The sequence below is a fragment of the Prevotella scopos JCM 17725 genome, assembly GCF_018127785.1.
Classification (GTDB): domain Bacteria; phylum Bacteroidota; class Bacteroidia; order Bacteroidales; family Bacteroidaceae; genus Prevotella; species Prevotella scopos.
The window spans coordinates 338741-354022 of record NZ_CP072390.1 but is presented as its reverse complement, the minus strand read 5'-3'; the positions used below and the strand labels follow the sequence as shown (position 1 = coordinate 354022).

Here is a 15282-nt window from a genome sequence, read left to right as displayed (position 1 = left end):
GTTAGTTCCCGATTCCCAAAAGAATCGGGAACTAATATATTGTAATCTTAAATTATCGATTACTTAACGTCGTCAAGGATTGCTGTAATCTGACCAGATCCTACTGTACGACCACCCTCGCGGATAGCGAAACGAAGACCCTCGTTCAAAGCAACCTTATAGATCAATTCAACTTCGATCTCAACGTTGTCACCTGGCATAACCATTTCAACGCCCTCTGGGAGCTTGATCTCACCTGTACAGTCCATTGTACGAAGGTAGAACTGTGGACGATACTTGTTACCGAATGGAGTATGACGACCACCCTCTTCCTTCTTCAATACATAGATAGATGCCTTGAAGTGATCGTGAGGAGTAATAGCACCTGGGTGTACGACTACCATACCACGCTTAACTTCAGCCTTATCGATACCACGAAGGAGGAGACCTACGTTATCACCAGCCTGACCTGTTGGAAGGTTCTTGCGGAACATTTCGACACCAGTAATAACTGACTTCTTGTCCTCACCGAGACCGAGCAACTGAACCTCGTCACCTACCTTACAAACACCAGTTTCGATACGACCGGTAGCAACGGTACCACGACCTGTAATAGAGAATACGTCCTCAACAGGCATCAAGAAAGGCTTGTCAATCTCGCGCTCTGGCTCCAAGATCCAAGTATCAACGGTATTCATGAGTTCCATTACAGAATCTACCCACTTCTCAACACCATTCAAAGCACCAAGTGCAGAACCGCGGACAATTGGAGTATCCTCTTCGTAACCATACTGCTCGAGAATCTCACGAACCTCCATCTCAACGAGGTCAAGCATTTCCTCATCGTCAACCATATCACACTTGTTCAAGAACACAACCAAGCGTGGTACGTTTACCTGACGAGCGAGCAATACGTGCTCACGAGTCTGTGGCATAGGACCATCAGTAGCAGCTACAACCAAGATAGCACCATCCATCTGAGCAGCACCAGTAACCATGTTCTTCACATAGTCGGCGTGACCTGGACAGTCTACGTGAGCGTAGTGACGATTAGCTGTTTCGTATTCAATGTGTGCAGAGTTAATGGTAATACCACGCTCTTTCTCCTCAGGAGCATTATCAATCTGATCGAAAGACTTAACATCCTCTGTACCGAAGCCCTTCTCATGAAGAACCTTTGAGATTGCTGCAGTAAGAGTGGTCTTACCGTGGTCAACGTGACCGATAGTACCAATGTTTACATGCGGTTTGGTACGCACGAATTCTTCTTTAGCCATAGCTTTTTCTTATTTAATATTAAATGAATAATCTGTGATTTTAGTAACGCTTTTTATAGCAGAGCTGTAACTGAGAGTTGAACTCAGGACCTCTTCCTTACCAAGGAAGTGCTCTACCACTGAGCTATTACAGCAAAGAGAGCGGAAAACGGGGCTCAAACCCGCGACCCCCAGCTTGGAAGGCTAGTGCTCTATCAACTGAGCTATTTCCGCAAATTACATTTTCTGATGTGGGTAGTGATGGATTCGAACCACCGAAGCTAGAAGCAGCAGATTTACAGTCTGCCCCATTTGGCCACTCTGGAAACTACCCGTCAGCAAATGTATCCCCCTTTCAAGGAGAGCCTCTTGTCGGATTCGAACCAACGACCCCGAGATTACAAATCACGTGCTCTGGCCAACTGAGCTAAAGAGGCATTACTTTGCAGCCGAAGGCTACCTGTCGTAAAACGGCTGCAAAGATAAGACTTTTATTTTAATCTCCAAAATATTTCAGAGATTTTTTAATGCTTTCTCTGTTTTTCCTTATACTTGGTGAGCTGTACCTTCATCGCATCTAAACATTGATCAATACCTTCTTCAAAGGTATCGCAAGTTTTTTCAACAAACAAAGTATTTCCAGGAACTGCCACTGTCAAACTTGTTGTTTTATTTAATGCTGTAGCCGGCTTCTCAACCTTCAATTGCACCTCTACTTTCTGAATGTCTTCGTAAGACTTTTCTAATTTTTCTACCTTCTTGGTCACAAATTCCTGTAACTTTTCGGTTGCGTCGAAACGAATCGACTGGATCAAAATTTCCATAGGTACCTCCGTTTTTAAAAGGTTAAGCCCTTGGGTGGGCATTTTTATAGACTTTTTTCAACTGCTCAAAGGTTGTATGAGTATAGATCTCTGTCGTTGACAGGCTCTCATGCCCAAGCAGTTTTTTTACACTTTCCAGTCCTGCTTCATGATTGAGCATTGCCGTGGCAAATGTATGGCGAAGAACGTGTGGCGAACGCTTTTTCAACGTTGACACTTTTGTTAAGTTCTTCTTAACCAAACTTCTCACCTGTGCATTCGTCATCCTTTTGCCCTTCTCCGTTAGAAAGAAGGCTGTAGAATCACCTTTTGCTATCGTGTTTCGTATCACCAGATATCGTGCAAACACTTCAGCAAGTTCCTTACCAAAAGGGATAATCCGTTGCTTATTTCTCTTACCTGTTACTTTTACTTCACAAGTGACATTGTCAATATCATCATCGTCAAGACCAATCAGTTCTGACAGGCGAATACCCGTCACATAGAATGTTATAATTATTGTACGTTCTAGTACGTCCTTATAACTATCTGTCCACCTATTCAAATCTAACAACCTTTCCATCTCTGATTCCTTAAGGAACTGAGGAAGAGGTTTTTGTCTTTTTGGACCTTGAAGGCCATGAACAGGGTCTCTATCAACAAGTTTTCGACGAAGTGCAAATCGATAGAATGATCTCAACGCACTGAGTCTTCTATTGACTGACGAAGCAGAGTTTCCTCTGTCCATCATAAACTCCATCCAATTTCTAACAACATCAGAATCTACAGACTCCCAAGAGAGTTGACAATCAAGTTGCTTATAAAACCGTTCGAACTCTATCAAGTCCTTACGATAGTTGATTACCGTCATCGGAGAATAATTCCTTTCAAACTTTATGTAATCTAAGAACTTTTCTACCATCGGCATATTGTCAAATCATTTATATGGCAACGAATTTACGGAAATTAATCCAAACCGCCAAATTTTTAAAGAAGATTTTATTCTTCTGCGTCACGAAGGTGCTGTACATAAACGGCACGTTCCATCTTCAGGCGCTTCTTAACAGATGGCTTGTCAAACTGCTGACGAGCACGAAGCTCTTTAACAACACCTGTCTTCTCAAACTTTCTCTTGAACTTCTTGAGCGCGCGCTCGATGTTCTCACCGTCCTTTACTGGTACAATAATCATGCTTTTTGTTTTAAATTATTTATTAATTAAACATATGCGAAAGGGTATGACACCACTTTTGCGCCTGCAAAGTTACACTTTATTATCCTAACTTCCAAACATTTGCGGTTTTTTCCTACATTATAATCAAATCAAGAGGATATCAGAAGAGGTGTGAGAGCATCTTCAGATCAGGGTAATTACCAGCTATTTTCTTTATTAGAGAGGCTGCAAGACAGACCATTTGAGACTGGAGCAGATAAAAGTTAAATTGGCAAAGTTGCTTTTCTAAGCCACTCCTTTTCAACGTCAGTCAAATAAGGCTTTAAACTGGTATAAACACGTTGATGATAGTTATTGAGCCACTCATGCTCCTCAGCACTCAACATCTCAAGTACAATCGGAGTTGTATCAATCGGCGCAAGGGTAAGTGTTTCAAACTTGAGAAAATCGCCAAAGGCTGTTGTCTCGGCAGGAACAATGAGCAAGGTATTTTCAATACGCACACCAAACTTACCTTCCAAATAAATACCTGGCTCGTTAGTAACGGTCATTCCTGCCTGCAACGGAGCAGGTCTCCATTCCATACGTATTTGGTGAGGACCTTCGTGTACGTTTAAGTAACTTCCTACCCCATGCCCTGTTCCGTGCATATAGTTATAACCTTCACGCCACATCGGCACTCGTGCTATTGCATCCAGCTGTGAACCGCACACCCCTACAGGGAACTTACACATATCGAGTTGAATATGTCCTTTTAACACCAGCGTATAAACTCGTCGCTGTTCTTCGGTCAATTCACCCAAGGCTATGGTCCGTGTGATATCTGTCGTACCATCTAAGTATTGTGCGCCACTATCAATAAGGACTAACCCACGAGGTTTTACAGGGATATCAGTCTCAGGTGTTGCTTCATAATGCACAATAGCTCCATGTTCTTCATAACCAACAATTGTATCAAAAGAAATTCCTTTAAACTTTGACTGTTCAGCACGCAGGGCTGTCAAACGCACATCAAGTGAGATTTCTGTTTGTCCTCCAGCCTCAACAGCAGGCTTCAACCATGCAAGAAACTTAACTACCGCAACTCCATCACGTAACATTGCATCACGGAACCCATCTTGCTCTGTCTTATTCTTCACTGCTTTCATACTAACAATTGGAGAAACCCCGTTAAAAATTTTCTCAACTGGCACCGCTGTCGCCAACGAATAGTTTACAGAAGACATATCAACCAACAGGGATTTACCCTCATAAGAACGAAGTCCCTCCTCAACAGCGTCATAAGTCTCAACCTCTATATGTTCTGAGTCAAGATAGTCTTTAACCTCTGCTGGAAGTTTTACATTATCTATATATAAACTAACTTTTTCAGGGGATATCAAAAGATAAGATACAAACACGGGATTACAATGCACGTCGTTACCTCGGAGGTTCAATACCCACGCAATCTCATCAAGTGCGGTCACCAACAAACCATCAGCACCGACACCTGCAAAATACTTGCGAATCCTACTTATCTTACTCGAAGTCGGCTCTCCAGAATACTCCAACGGATGAAGACAAACCTTATTGTCAGGTATTACGGGCCTATCCGTCCATAGCACAGCCATAGGATCAGCATCTGTTCGCACAGTAATGTTCCCATTTGTCGTCAACTCATGTTCTATCGCAGTAACTTCTGCAAAGGAATTAACATTTCCATCCAGACCAACCACGGCCTTCTCATAGTGTGAGAGCTCATTAACAAGCCATTCAAGTATAGAAGGAGTACCCTCTACTCGAAGTTTCATTAATTGAAATCCTGTCCCTTTCAGTTCTTTTCCGGCAGCAATGAAATAACGAGAATCAGTCCACAAGGCTGCGTGGTCTAGCGTAACAACTGCGGTGCCTGCAGAGCCAGTAAACCCAGATATCCATTCACGACTTTTCCAATGTTCAGCAACATACTCACTGTTATGCGGATCACTACTTGGGAAAATAAATGCAGAGATACCATTCTCTTTCATCCACGAGCGAAGATGCTCTATACGCTCATTAATAGTATGTATCATATTAATGTTTTTAAGGTTCAATAAGTATTTTCAGTTCACATTCCGGTTAACTTCTACAACCTCCTATTCCATCGAAGAAGTTCCCTTGTTTTCGCCGCTAAGTTAAACAATAAAATTAGAAACTCCAAGTCCAATTGACAAGAATTATTGGCTCTATAATGAATCGTGTGGGTAATTTGTCATAGAGCCTAAAAATATTGTCAAAAAAATATAGCCTTCAACTAAATAAGACTCGCAATTAACCTTAGTTTTAATTCACTTAATGCACATTAAATCCCTACCCTTACATATACAGCAATGGTGTTAATCCTCCGCACATGTGGTGCATACCATCCGCACCAAACCGGTGGAATATCAATACACAACCCACATGATTCGTTATAGAACCGAATTATTTAATTTGATAGATAGAGTTTACAAAGCCTCTACTTTTTATAATTAATAACACATTTATTCGAGAATATCTTTCTTACATAGTCATTTTTTTGTATCTTTGCCATAACTATAAGAAAAGGGAATTTAACTTTTAATTAAATATCTATTATGAATTATTTAACAAACGAAAAGCTCGTTATCGTCGGTGCTGGCGGTATGATTGGTTCAAACATGGTTCAGACTGCTCTTACACTCGGTCTTACTCCTAACATCTGTCTCTACGATATCTATGAGCCAGGCGTTCATGGTGTCTTCGATGAGATGGAGCAGTGCGCTTTCCCTGGTGCAAATCTCTCTTACACTGTTGATCCAGCTGAAGCTTTCACTGGTGCTAAGTACATCATCTCTTCTGGTGGTGCTCCACGTAAGGAGGGTATGACACGTGAAGATTTGTTGAAGGGTAACTGCCAGATTGCTGCTGATTTCGGTGAGAATATCAAGAAATATTGCCCAGATGTTAAGCACGTTGTTGTTATCTTCAACCCAGCTGACGTTACAGCATTGACTGCTCTTATTCACTCTGGTTTGAAGGCTAACCAGCTCACTTCACTCGCTGCTCTTGACTCTACTCGTCTGCAGCAGGCATTGGCTCACGAGTTTGGCGTACAGCAGGATAAGGTTACTGGTGCACACACATACGGTGGTCACGGTGAGCAGATGGCAGTATTCGCTTCTAAGGTTAAGATTGATGGCAAGCCATTGGCAGAGATGGGTCTTTCTGCAGAGCGTTGGGAAGAGATTAAGCACCACACAGTACAGGGTGGTTCAAACATTATCAAGCTTCGTGGCCGTAGCTCATTCCAGAGCCCAGCTTACAATGCTGTTAAGATGATTGAGGCTGCTATGGGCGGTGAGAAGTTCACCTTGCCAGCAGGTTGCTACGTTAACGACGAGAAGCTCGGCTTCAAGAACGTTATGATGGCTATGCCTACAACTATCGATGCTACTGGTGTTCACTACACTGAGCCAACAGGTACTCCAGAGGAGATGGCTTCTCTTCAGGCTTCTTACGAGCACCTCTGCAAGATGCGTGATGAGATCATTGGTCTCGAGATCATCCCAGCTGTTGCTGACTGGAAGAACGACAACGCAAATTTGTAAGATAGTTGACGAGTTAACAAGTTAACAAAGCAAAATAAAAAGGCAATCAACATTTCGTTGGTTGCCTTTTTTATTGTACAAAGCTAAGTTAGTTGACGACTTAACAAGTTATATGTTTACAAAGCAAAATAGAAAAGAGGATGTATCAATTTTGACACACCCTCTTTTCTATTGTACAAAGATAAATTACTTCGCAAAACTATGGAAGAAGCTTGGATTTCCTTTCACCTGTACGACTGGCCCAGCCACTTCTTTCGTGTCAGGGTTATATGTGTAAAATCCATTCGCTTTCTTATTGGCACTTCCAAAGACAATCAGGTTTTTATGCCTGCCGATAGCTATTCCTTGCGGGTTGGAAATTTCCATTCCCTTTATGACAGCCACCGTCTTCTGCTTTAGGTCGATAACAACTGGAATATTGGTAAGGCTGACATAAGGATTCTTCAGTCCATTAGGATCAAGACCGAATGAGTTAGCATATGCGTAAGCCTTTCCGTTGTCGGCGTAGAATATCGTTGACAGGAAGTTGGCATACTTAGTCGTCAGACCTACAACCTCTGTTTTGTCAAGCCGGATATAGTAGTCGGGATCGATGTCTGTCGAACCGTTCTTTATGCGTACAATACCACCATTGAGCCCTGGGATGAAACCGAATGAACCGATACAGTTGATATATATGTCTTTGTTCTCATCCATGAAAATGGAACCCGGGTCTATCGGGCGTGTGGCAAAGCACAGTCCCAAGGTAGTGTTAACGATATGCTTTTCAACCTTATCAGTCTTCACATCAATCATAGCCAGTTCAATATTATTACGTGTAGGCATATATTGAGCATTCATTTGGTTCAGTCCAACAAAGAGTTTACCATCACGAATAATCATTGCAGCAGGTGCAACCCTCGTATCTGACTGTTTCAGATTATTAAGGTCAATATCAGCAATCTTTGTCATAGTTGTTGGGTTGAATACCATCACAACACCAATACCTTGTAAACTGACGTATGCTTTCTCACTACTTGCCTCAACGATGTTACATGCTGCAGCACCAGCAGGAATAGACAATGCACCTTCTTTCTTCCATGTACCATCGTTCATAATTCTATAACGATTTATCTCCGCCTTCGTGTTACCCATATAATCAGGGAATGAGTAGACATTGCCCGACTCTGTAACAATTGGCGTAGAACCAAAACCGCAAGGAATACCGTTCTTATTGTCGTATGTTCCTGGTAAGAAACTTGGCAATGCTTGTAAATATACATTACCACTATTACCCTCTGGATTGGTAATTCCCGTTGCGAAGACAACTCCATGGAAGTCCTTATTACCAGGATTAGGTTTAGGACCCGGTGTTGGGTCGTCACCATTGTTTCCACAAGCGGTAAACATAGCCATCACAACAATGGCTGAAAGAATTGATTTAAGCTTTTTCATTGTTCTCTTTATTTAATATTAATATTATCTCTATAGACACACAAGATGCCCTTTCTTTATGAATCATACTTTATTCCTTCATATTGCAAAATAAAGTCTTATAACCTCTTACTTCAGAAGATATCTAACTTTTACTCCTATATATCTTCCTGGCAGAGGACGATTAAACTCTGATACAACATGGCGATCCATAAGATTCTTTACCTTAAACGTTAGAACCCATTGGTCATTCTTGAAACTATGTTCTATTGCTGCATCCATCGTCAAAGCAGAAGGAATCTTCTTATCTTGATACCGACTTACTTCAAAATCATAGTAATATGTATGCACGTATGAAGCATCAAAGAGGAAACGTGTGTTCTGTTCCTTTCCTCCAAAGAGATTTTCTTTATGGAACTCTGCACCAAAGTTTGCTAACAGATAAGGTACGTTTGGGATACGTTTCATATAGGTGGGATTCTCGACAGTTGTACCAGGAGTTAGCTTTCTGACGTCACGAAGGTCTTGATAAGTACCATTCGCATAAAGATAAAGTACTGGACAGACATCTCCCTTAACATCAAGTTCAACACCTCTCGTACGAACACTACCAAAGTTACGATAGCGAGCCATCGTAGGAATCATATCGGGCGTAAACCTTATCATGTCTTTCAACTGATTATAAAAACCATTCAACTCTATCTCAACAAGTCCACCATCTTGTTTTAAGTGACGATAAAGCATACCAAGATTGACACCAGATGTACGTTCAGGCTTCAAAGCTGGGGATGCGAGGATAGAATATCCATTACCTATCAACTCCTCACTTGTAGGTATTCGCACCTCTGAATTAAAAGAGGCCTTTAGCATCAAGTCGTCTGTAAACTTATAACGAAAGGCATCACTGAATCCAAAATAAGATTTAGACACTTTTACAGGCTCTGGCGCACGTACCGAAAAAACATCTATACTACGAGAATGAGAGGAGAAAATAAAGTTCTTTAAAGTAAAAGCATTCTGGAAACGACCATCAAAGAGGGTCAGATCGTATGACAAACCCGTTGTTAAGGTTTTCATCTTACTTGGGAAATTTGATTGAAATCCCAAGGCTTTATCCATTAAAGAGTCATTTGGATGAAGTGAATTCCTATCAAAGTAAACATTCAGATTAATGCCATGATGCTTATCTATGGTATATCCCAAATTAAGTTTCGAAGTCAACTCATTCGACCGGTTTCTTCCATCTGACGGGAAGTTATTCTGCTCTCCTCCGTATGGAGAGACTGCAGGCAACTTGTTTCCGTCCCAATCATAACGATTTGAAGCCTTATCATTCAAACCATACCTGCCAATGATATATCCTATATCAAAATCAAAATCGAGACCATCCAAAAAGAAATTCTTACGCTTTAGTGTCAATGCCGTCAATCCACTAACAGAATGGTTATAAGCCTCACGCACATCAAGGTCGATTCCTTGTATTTCTTGACGTGTCTTGAGGAAAATAAGTTCCCACTTCATTTCATCAAACCACCATTTCGTAGCCTTAACCGACATTCCAGCCATGACTTTATTGAACTTATCATGGTCTCTTTCCACAATTCTATTGTCCAAATTAGCCAATGTCATCTTGTAATTGTTCTTTGAGAACGAGAAGGCTCCACCAATACCAAATTGTAAACCAGTTTTATGATTGGTACGTTTAAACACCGTTGATACTTGATGTGTGTTAAACGAACCCAGTTCGTATGAAAAGTCAAAATAAACTGGTGGGTATTCCTTTGTTACTACATTAACAGCTCCTCCTAAGGCTGAACCACCAAACTTATAAGGGACAATACCTTTATAAACCTCAATACGCTCTATCATATTCGTTGGAATATCGTTTAAGGCAACAAAGTTACTCAACTGTGACATCGGAACTTCGTCCACATACATTCCCATACGCTTACCTTCTAAACCACGAAGTGAAATGCGAGAGGCACTACCTAAACCTCCTGTATTTCGCACGGTAACTCCAACTGTACGCGCAAGTACGTCATTAATATTTGTCGCCGTACCTTGTAACTGACGCTGTCCTATAACAGATATTGGCATAGCCGACTCCTTCAACTTCCTAATCTCGCTACGTGCTGTCACCATAACTTCTTTCATCTCAATAGTTGTATCACGCTTATTCACCTCTTGTGCATTTCCACTAAGCATGAAAAAACTTGAAAAAAGTATTAGACAAATCGCCTTTCTATATAACGAATAAGTATTATACACCCCTTTGCAGATAAATATTTTTCTGTTATTTTTCATCTAACTTGTAGTTTAAAGACTCCGTGTTACTACGAATAGAGTCTTAAGTAAAAAACATGTATTCAATTATCGATACAAAGGTAGAGAATAATAGAGTGTAGTACAATACCTAAAAGTTAGTAAACCAACTGACAATAAGCAAGTCTATTCTTAGAATAAATAGAAAAGCAAGTCGTTTAAGTCATGCTTAGCACCATTGGTGTTGAGTTTAAACACCACATGTGCAGGCATCCGCACGTACGTTAGAACAAGTAAGAGAACTGAAACAAACGAACTAATTGCAAGACTATTAGACACAAAAAAAACAGTCTTATTCCTTCTATAGAAAGACGGAATAAGACTGCTTATATAGTTCTAAGATCAAGCGAAAGACTTACTTCTGTTTGAATCTATCAGCCTGACTTTTAATCAATTCTGTATCATCAAAGTAGTTAATCTTCATGGCTGTACGTACCTCATCCATTGTCTTAGCAGCTGTCTCGCGTGCATCCAATGAACCCTTCTTGAGGATATTATAAATCTCAGGTATATCCTGCTCATATTCACGACGACGTGCACGGATAGGATCCAGCATCTTATTCAGTACGCTATTAAGCAATTTCTTGCATTTCATATCCCCAATACCACCTGCAGTATAAGCAGCTTTCAGCTCATCAAGGTTATGAAACTCTGGCCAGAACTCAGCAAAGTCTTCGTCTGTTGCGAAAGCATCGAGATAAGTGAACACAGCGTTACCCTCAACATGACCAGGATCAGAAACATTCAGGTGAGTAGGATCAGTGTACATCGTCTTCACCTTTTTCCATACTGTATCAGCATCGTCAGAGAGATAGATGCAGTTACCAAGACTCTTACTCATTTTCTCCTTTCCATCAGTACCCGGCAAGCGGCGTGCTGTTGCATTCTCTGGCAACATGATAGCAGGTTCAACAAGTACTGGTGCATAAATCTGGTTGAAGCGACGTACGAGTTCACGTGTCAATTCCAACATTGGCTCTTGATCCTCACCTGCAGGCACAGTCGTAGCCTTGAAAGTTGCGATATCTGCTGCCTGAGAAACAGGGTAAGCAAAGAAGCCCATTGGAATGTTGGCTTCAAAGTTACGCATCTTAATCTCCGTCTTCACCGTTGGGTTTCGCTGAACACGACTTACGCTAACGAGATTCATCAAGAAGGTAGTCAACTCAGCAATTTCAGGAATCTGACTTTGAATAAAGAGCGTACATTTCTCTGGACTTAAACCAGCAGAAAGGTAATCTAATGCCACCTCGATGATATTCTGACGAATCTTCTCCGGATTGTCAGCATTATCCGTCAGCGCCTGTACGTCTGCCATGAAGACAAACATCTTATCGTAGTCTCCGAGATTCTGGAGTTCTACACGACGGCGGAGAGAACCCACGTAGTGTCCCAAATGAAGTTTACCCGTTGGACGGTCACCCGTCAAAATAATCTTTCCCATATATTTCTTTTTATTTTTTTCAGTACAAGTCACGGCTTACTGCTCATTTGAATGAGCCTCAACTGTATCCGTTGATTCCTCTGGAGCTTCTTCAATATTCTCTTTCACCTCTGGAGCTGTTTGAACAGGAGCCTCCACCACCGTATCGACAGATTGCTCAGGTTCTATCTGAACAGGCGTTTCATAAGGAATAGTATCGTTTGGAATAGAGTCAGTTACAGGTGTCTGTGGTGAAGAAGAACCAAGTATGAAATATGCCCCTACTCCACCTGCCAATAATAGAAGTCCGATAACAACACCCCAGAGAATAGCATGACTACTCTTCTTTGGCATTGTTTCCTGTGTCTGCTGACTATAAGAAACAGGCTGTTCATACTGCTGTCCAAGACTTACCAAAGGTAATGTGATCTCCATTACTCCATGACAATGCGGACAATTACACTCAACTGTCTGTCCTTCTTCCGCCTCAACGATAAACTGTGTACCACAGTTATCACATGTTATCTGATATTTCATAACTTTACGTTGCTTAGGATTTTATTTGTTGCACCTGCCAGACTCTCAACATAAGCACCAGCAATACTCCCACAAGTTGCACAGAACTCTTCGTCTTCTGCAAAGTGATTCATCAATAAACTGAAACTCTCTGAGTCAAAGACCTCAAAGCCTCCTCCATCGTGCAAGAGCCCTTGTGCTTCTGCAAAATGTTTATTGTTTGGACCAAAAAGTACTGGCATATCCCAAACCGCTGCTTCAAGGACATTATGGATTCCAACGCCGAAGCCACCTCCAACATAGGCTACATCTCCATAATGATAGATAGAGGACAGCAAACCAAAACAGTCAATTATCAACACATCTGCATCACTGACGTTCTCTTCAGTTGCTTGCGTGTAACGAACAACCTTCTTTTCTTTTATCAATGAGAGGATACTCTTTAGATGATCTTCTCCAATAACATGTGGAGCAATGATGAGTTTCCATTCCTTATGTTTGTTAAAGTACTTAAGGAATATTTCTTCATCTGGCTGCCATGAGGAACCAGCCACAAAAACCTTCTTCCTGTCGGCAACATCGATATTGATGAATTTCTCCACCAACGGAAGTTGCTTACTAGCCTCCTTGATTTGCAAAACACGATCGAAACGGGTATCACCCACCACCATCGCATCTTTGATACCTATCTTACTTAAAAGGTCCTTACTCTCCTCATTTTGTACGAAGAAACGACTAAAGCATTTTAATACACGTCCGTAGCCACGACCATACCACTTAAAGAAAATCTGGTCAGGGCGAAAAATGCTTGACACACTATAAACTGGTACGCTCCGATGCTGTAAGATATGCAAGTAATTATACCAAAACTCATACTTGATGAAGAACGCCATAACAGGACGCACGACACGTAAGAATTTACGAGCGTTACCCATCGTATCAATTGGAAGATACGTAATGATATCTGCTCCCTCATAATTCTTTCTTACCTCATAACCTGAAGGTGAAAAGAACGTAAGCAGAATTTTGTATTGCGGATGGTCTTTTCTGATCTGCTCTATCAAAGGACGACCTTGTTCGAATTCGCCTAGTGAAGCCGCATGAAACCAAATGTATTGAGCATCTGGTTCCACCTTCTCACGTAAAATCCGCACGGCATCCTGCTCGCCTCTCCACATCTTATGCAACTTCTCATTGAAAAAGCTGCTTATGGAGATGCCAAGCTGGATGGCATACATTATTATATTATACATATTCGGCTCAATTAAATTAGCCTTTCAAGACACTTATCCTAACACCTCGATGGCCTTACGCATACGTTTCAAGGTTTCCTCTTTGCCAAGGAAAGCAGATATATCAAACATTCCAGGACCCTTACCAATGCCAACGAGAGTGAGTCGGAATGCATTCATGATATCACCAAGCTTATAGTCTTTGTCTTCTACCCACTTCATGACAACAGGTTCCTGACCTTCAATACTAAAGTCATCAATACCCTCCAAGACATCAGCAAGCTCACTCATCTGCTGTGCAGAGTATTCCTTCCAACGTTTCTTTACGGTTTTCTCATCGTAACTCGTTGGGGCAATGAAAAAGAAAGAGCATAGATCCCAAAGTTCCTTTACGAAATCTACACGATCTTTCATCATGTGTACAACCTGCGTCACCTGCTCCATGGTAGCTTCAACACCATTATTGGCAACGATTGGCGCAAAGAGTTGTGCAATCTCATCGTCTGACTTACGAAGGATGTATTCGTGGTTGAACCAAATACCTTTCTTATAATCAAACTTTGCTCCGCTCTTTGAACACTTCGTGATATCAAACGCTTGTACAAGCTCGTCAAGTAAGAAAAGTTCTTGCTCTGTACCTGGGTTCCAACCCAAAAGTGCCAAGAAGTTGACTACAGCCTCTGGGAAGTAGCCACTCTCACGATAACCTGAACTCACTTCACCTGTCTTAGGGTCGTGCCACTCCAATGGGAATACAGGGAATCCAAGACGATCACCATCACGCTTACTCAGCTTACCCTTTCCCTCAGGCTTCAGCAACAAAGGCAAATGGGCAAAACGTGGCATACTATCCTCCCAACCGAAAGCACGATAAAGTAACACGTGCAATGGTGCACTTGGCAACCATTCCTCACCACGAATAACGTGAGAGATTTCCATCAAGTGGTCATCAACGATGTTTGCAAGGTGATAAGTTGGCAATTCGTCTGCGCTCTTAAACAGAACTTTATCGTCAAGGATGTCAGTCTTAATACAAACATCACCACGAATCATATCCTTGATATGCACCTCTTCACCTGGTTCTATCTTGAAACGAACAACATACTGCTGTCCATCCTCTATCAGGGTCTCAACTTCTTCCTTTGACATGGTCAAAGAGTTACGCATCTGTAAACGGGTGTGTGCATCGTATTGGAAGTTCTCAATCTCTTGACGCTTCGCATCTAGTTCCTCAGGTGTATCGAAGGCTATGTATGCCTTACCAGCATCCAAAAGTTGGTTAACATACTTCTTATAAATATCACGGCGCTCACTCTGACGATAAGGGCCATGTTCGCCTCCGAAGCTTACGCCCTCGTCAAACTTAATACCTAACCAGTGAAAAGAGTCGAGAATATAGTCCTCTGCTCCAGGTACAAAACGATTAGAATCAGTATCTTCGATACGGAAGATTAGTTTGCCGCCATGCTGACGGGCGAAAAGGTAGTTATACAAAGCAGTACGCACACCACCAATATGCAAAGGCCCGGTAGGACTTGGGGCAAAACGTACTCTCACATTTCTTTCTGCCATTGTATT

The 15282-nt window shown here is 41.7% G+C and carries 12 protein-coding genes and 4 tRNA genes; 1 reads left to right on the top strand and 15 read right to left on the bottom strand.

The genetic code is table 11. The features are described from left to right. Positions 1–59: 59 nt before the first annotated feature. From tuf to J4856_RS06715, 9 genes are all read right to left on the bottom strand, one after another. Positions 60–1256: an elongation factor Tu gene (gene tuf, locus J4856_RS06755; RefSeq protein WP_025838806.1), complete on the bottom strand. Its 1197-nt coding sequence runs from the start codon at positions 1254–1256 to the stop codon at positions 60–62. Positions 1257–1318: 62 nt separating this feature from the next. Next, positions 1319–1390 (bottom strand) — tRNA-Thr (locus tag J4856_RS06750). 6 nt (positions 1391–1396) lie between these two features. Next, positions 1397–1469, bottom strand: a tRNA-Gly gene (locus tag J4856_RS06745). 18 nt (positions 1470–1487) lie between these two features. Continuing rightward, positions 1488–1569, bottom strand: a tRNA-Tyr gene (locus J4856_RS06740). A gap of 29 nt (positions 1570–1598) precedes the next feature. Next, positions 1599–1672: transfer RNA gene (locus tag J4856_RS06735), tRNA-Thr, on the bottom strand. Positions 1673–1759: 87 nt separating this feature from the next. Further along, the gene (hpf, locus tag J4856_RS06730; RefSeq protein WP_025838804.1) at positions 1760–2059 is read right to left on the bottom strand and encodes a ribosome hibernation-promoting factor, HPF/YfiA family; all 300 of its coding nucleotides are present in this window, start codon (positions 2057–2059) and stop codon (positions 1760–1762) included. A gap of 22 nt (positions 2060–2081) precedes the next feature. Continuing rightward, on the bottom strand, positions 2082–2966 hold the full coding sequence (locus J4856_RS06725) for a tyrosine recombinase XerC (protein WP_025838802.1): 885 nt from the start codon (positions 2964–2966) through the stop codon (positions 2082–2084). A gap of 71 nt (positions 2967–3037) precedes the next feature. Then, a complete protein-coding gene (gene rpsU / locus J4856_RS06720; RefSeq protein ID WP_009012368.1) occupies positions 3038–3229 on the bottom strand; it encodes a 30S ribosomal protein S21 in 192 nt (63 codons plus the stop codon). Between the two features lie 245 nt (positions 3230–3474). Continuing rightward, positions 3475–5262, bottom strand: a complete 1788-nt coding sequence (locus tag J4856_RS06715) for an aminopeptidase P family protein (protein ID WP_025838800.1) — start codon at positions 5260–5262, stop codon at positions 3475–3477. A gap of 543 nt (positions 5263–5805) precedes the next feature. On the opposite strand from J4856_RS06715, the gene J4856_RS06710 reads away from it, so the two are divergent. Then, a complete protein-coding gene (locus J4856_RS06710; RefSeq protein ID WP_065367611.1) occupies positions 5806–6798 on the top strand; it encodes a malate dehydrogenase in 993 nt (330 codons plus the stop codon). 186 nt (positions 6799–6984) lie between these two features. Here the strand turns inward: J4856_RS06710 and J4856_RS06705 are convergent, their stop codons facing one another. From J4856_RS06705 to gltX, 6 genes are all read right to left on the bottom strand, one after another. After that, positions 6985–8232 carry a DUF4374 domain-containing protein gene (locus J4856_RS06705; protein ID WP_065367612.1) on the bottom strand — a complete coding sequence of 416 codons (1248 nt, stop codon included), beginning with the start codon at positions 8230–8232 and terminating at the stop codon, positions 6985–6987. Between the two features lie 108 nt (positions 8233–8340). Continuing rightward, the gene (locus J4856_RS06700) at positions 8341–10515 is read right to left on the bottom strand and encodes a TonB-dependent receptor plug domain-containing protein (RefSeq protein WP_065367613.1); all 2175 of its coding nucleotides are present in this window, start codon (positions 10513–10515) and stop codon (positions 8341–8343) included. Positions 10516–10888: 373 nt separating this feature from the next. Beyond that, positions 10889–11977 carry a tryptophan--tRNA ligase gene (gene trpS, locus J4856_RS06695; protein WP_025838798.1) on the bottom strand — a complete coding sequence of 363 codons (1089 nt, stop codon included), beginning with the start codon at positions 11975–11977 and terminating at the stop codon, positions 10889–10891. Positions 11978–12013: 36 nt separating this feature from the next. Continuing rightward, entirely contained in the window at positions 12014–12493 is a 480-nt protein-coding gene (locus tag J4856_RS06690; protein ID WP_025838796.1) for a hypothetical protein, read from the bottom strand. Then, positions 12490–13725 carry a 3-deoxy-D-manno-octulosonic acid transferase gene (locus tag J4856_RS06685; protein ID WP_065367614.1) on the bottom strand — a complete coding sequence of 412 codons (1236 nt, stop codon included), beginning with the start codon at positions 13723–13725 and terminating at the stop codon, positions 12490–12492. The genes J4856_RS06690 and J4856_RS06685 overlap by 4 nt, the downstream gene beginning before the upstream one ends. A gap of 33 nt (positions 13726–13758) precedes the next feature. Next, the gene (gene gltX / locus J4856_RS06680; RefSeq protein ID WP_025838794.1) at positions 13759–15276 is read right to left on the bottom strand and encodes a glutamate--tRNA ligase; all 1518 of its coding nucleotides are present in this window, start codon (positions 15274–15276) and stop codon (positions 13759–13761) included. Positions 15277–15282: the final 6 nt, after the last annotated feature.

Coding starts and splice junctions, on each gene's coding strand:
- tuf (WP_025838806.1), bottom strand. CDS start 1,256: ATGGCTAAAGAAGAATTCGTGCGTACCAAACCGCATGTAAACATTGGT.
- hpf (WP_025838804.1), bottom strand. CDS start 2,059: ATGGAAATTTTGATCCAGTCGATTCGTTTCGACGCAACCGAAAAGTTA.
- J4856_RS06725 (WP_025838802.1), bottom strand. CDS start 2,966: ATGCCGATGGTAGAAAAGTTCTTAGATTACATAAAGTTTGAAAGGAAT.
- rpsU (WP_009012368.1), bottom strand. CDS start 3,229: ATGATTATTGTACCAGTAAAGGACGGTGAGAACATCGAGCGCGCGCTC.
- J4856_RS06715 (WP_025838800.1), bottom strand. CDS start 5,262: ATGATACATACTATTAATGAGCGTATAGAGCATCTTCGCTCGTGGATG.
- J4856_RS06710 (WP_065367611.1), top strand. CDS start 5,806: ATGAATTATTTAACAAACGAAAAGCTCGTTATCGTCGGTGCTGGCGGT.
- J4856_RS06705 (WP_065367612.1), bottom strand. CDS start 8,232: ATGAAAAAGCTTAAATCAATTCTTTCAGCCATTGTTGTGATGGCTATG.
- J4856_RS06700 (WP_065367613.1), bottom strand. CDS start 10,515: ATGAAAAATAACAGAAAAATATTTATCTGCAAAGGGGTGTATAATACT.
- trpS (WP_025838798.1), bottom strand. CDS start 11,977: ATGGGAAAGATTATTTTGACGGGTGACCGTCCAACGGGTAAACTTCAT.
- J4856_RS06690 (WP_025838796.1), bottom strand. CDS start 12,493: ATGAAATATCAGATAACATGTGATAACTGTGGTACACAGTTTATCGTT.
- J4856_RS06685 (WP_065367614.1), bottom strand. CDS start 13,725: ATGTATAATATAATAATGTATGCCATCCAGCTTGGCATCTCCATAAGC.
- gltX (WP_025838794.1), bottom strand. CDS start 15,276: ATGGCAGAAAGAAATGTGAGAGTACGTTTTGCCCCAAGTCCTACCGGG.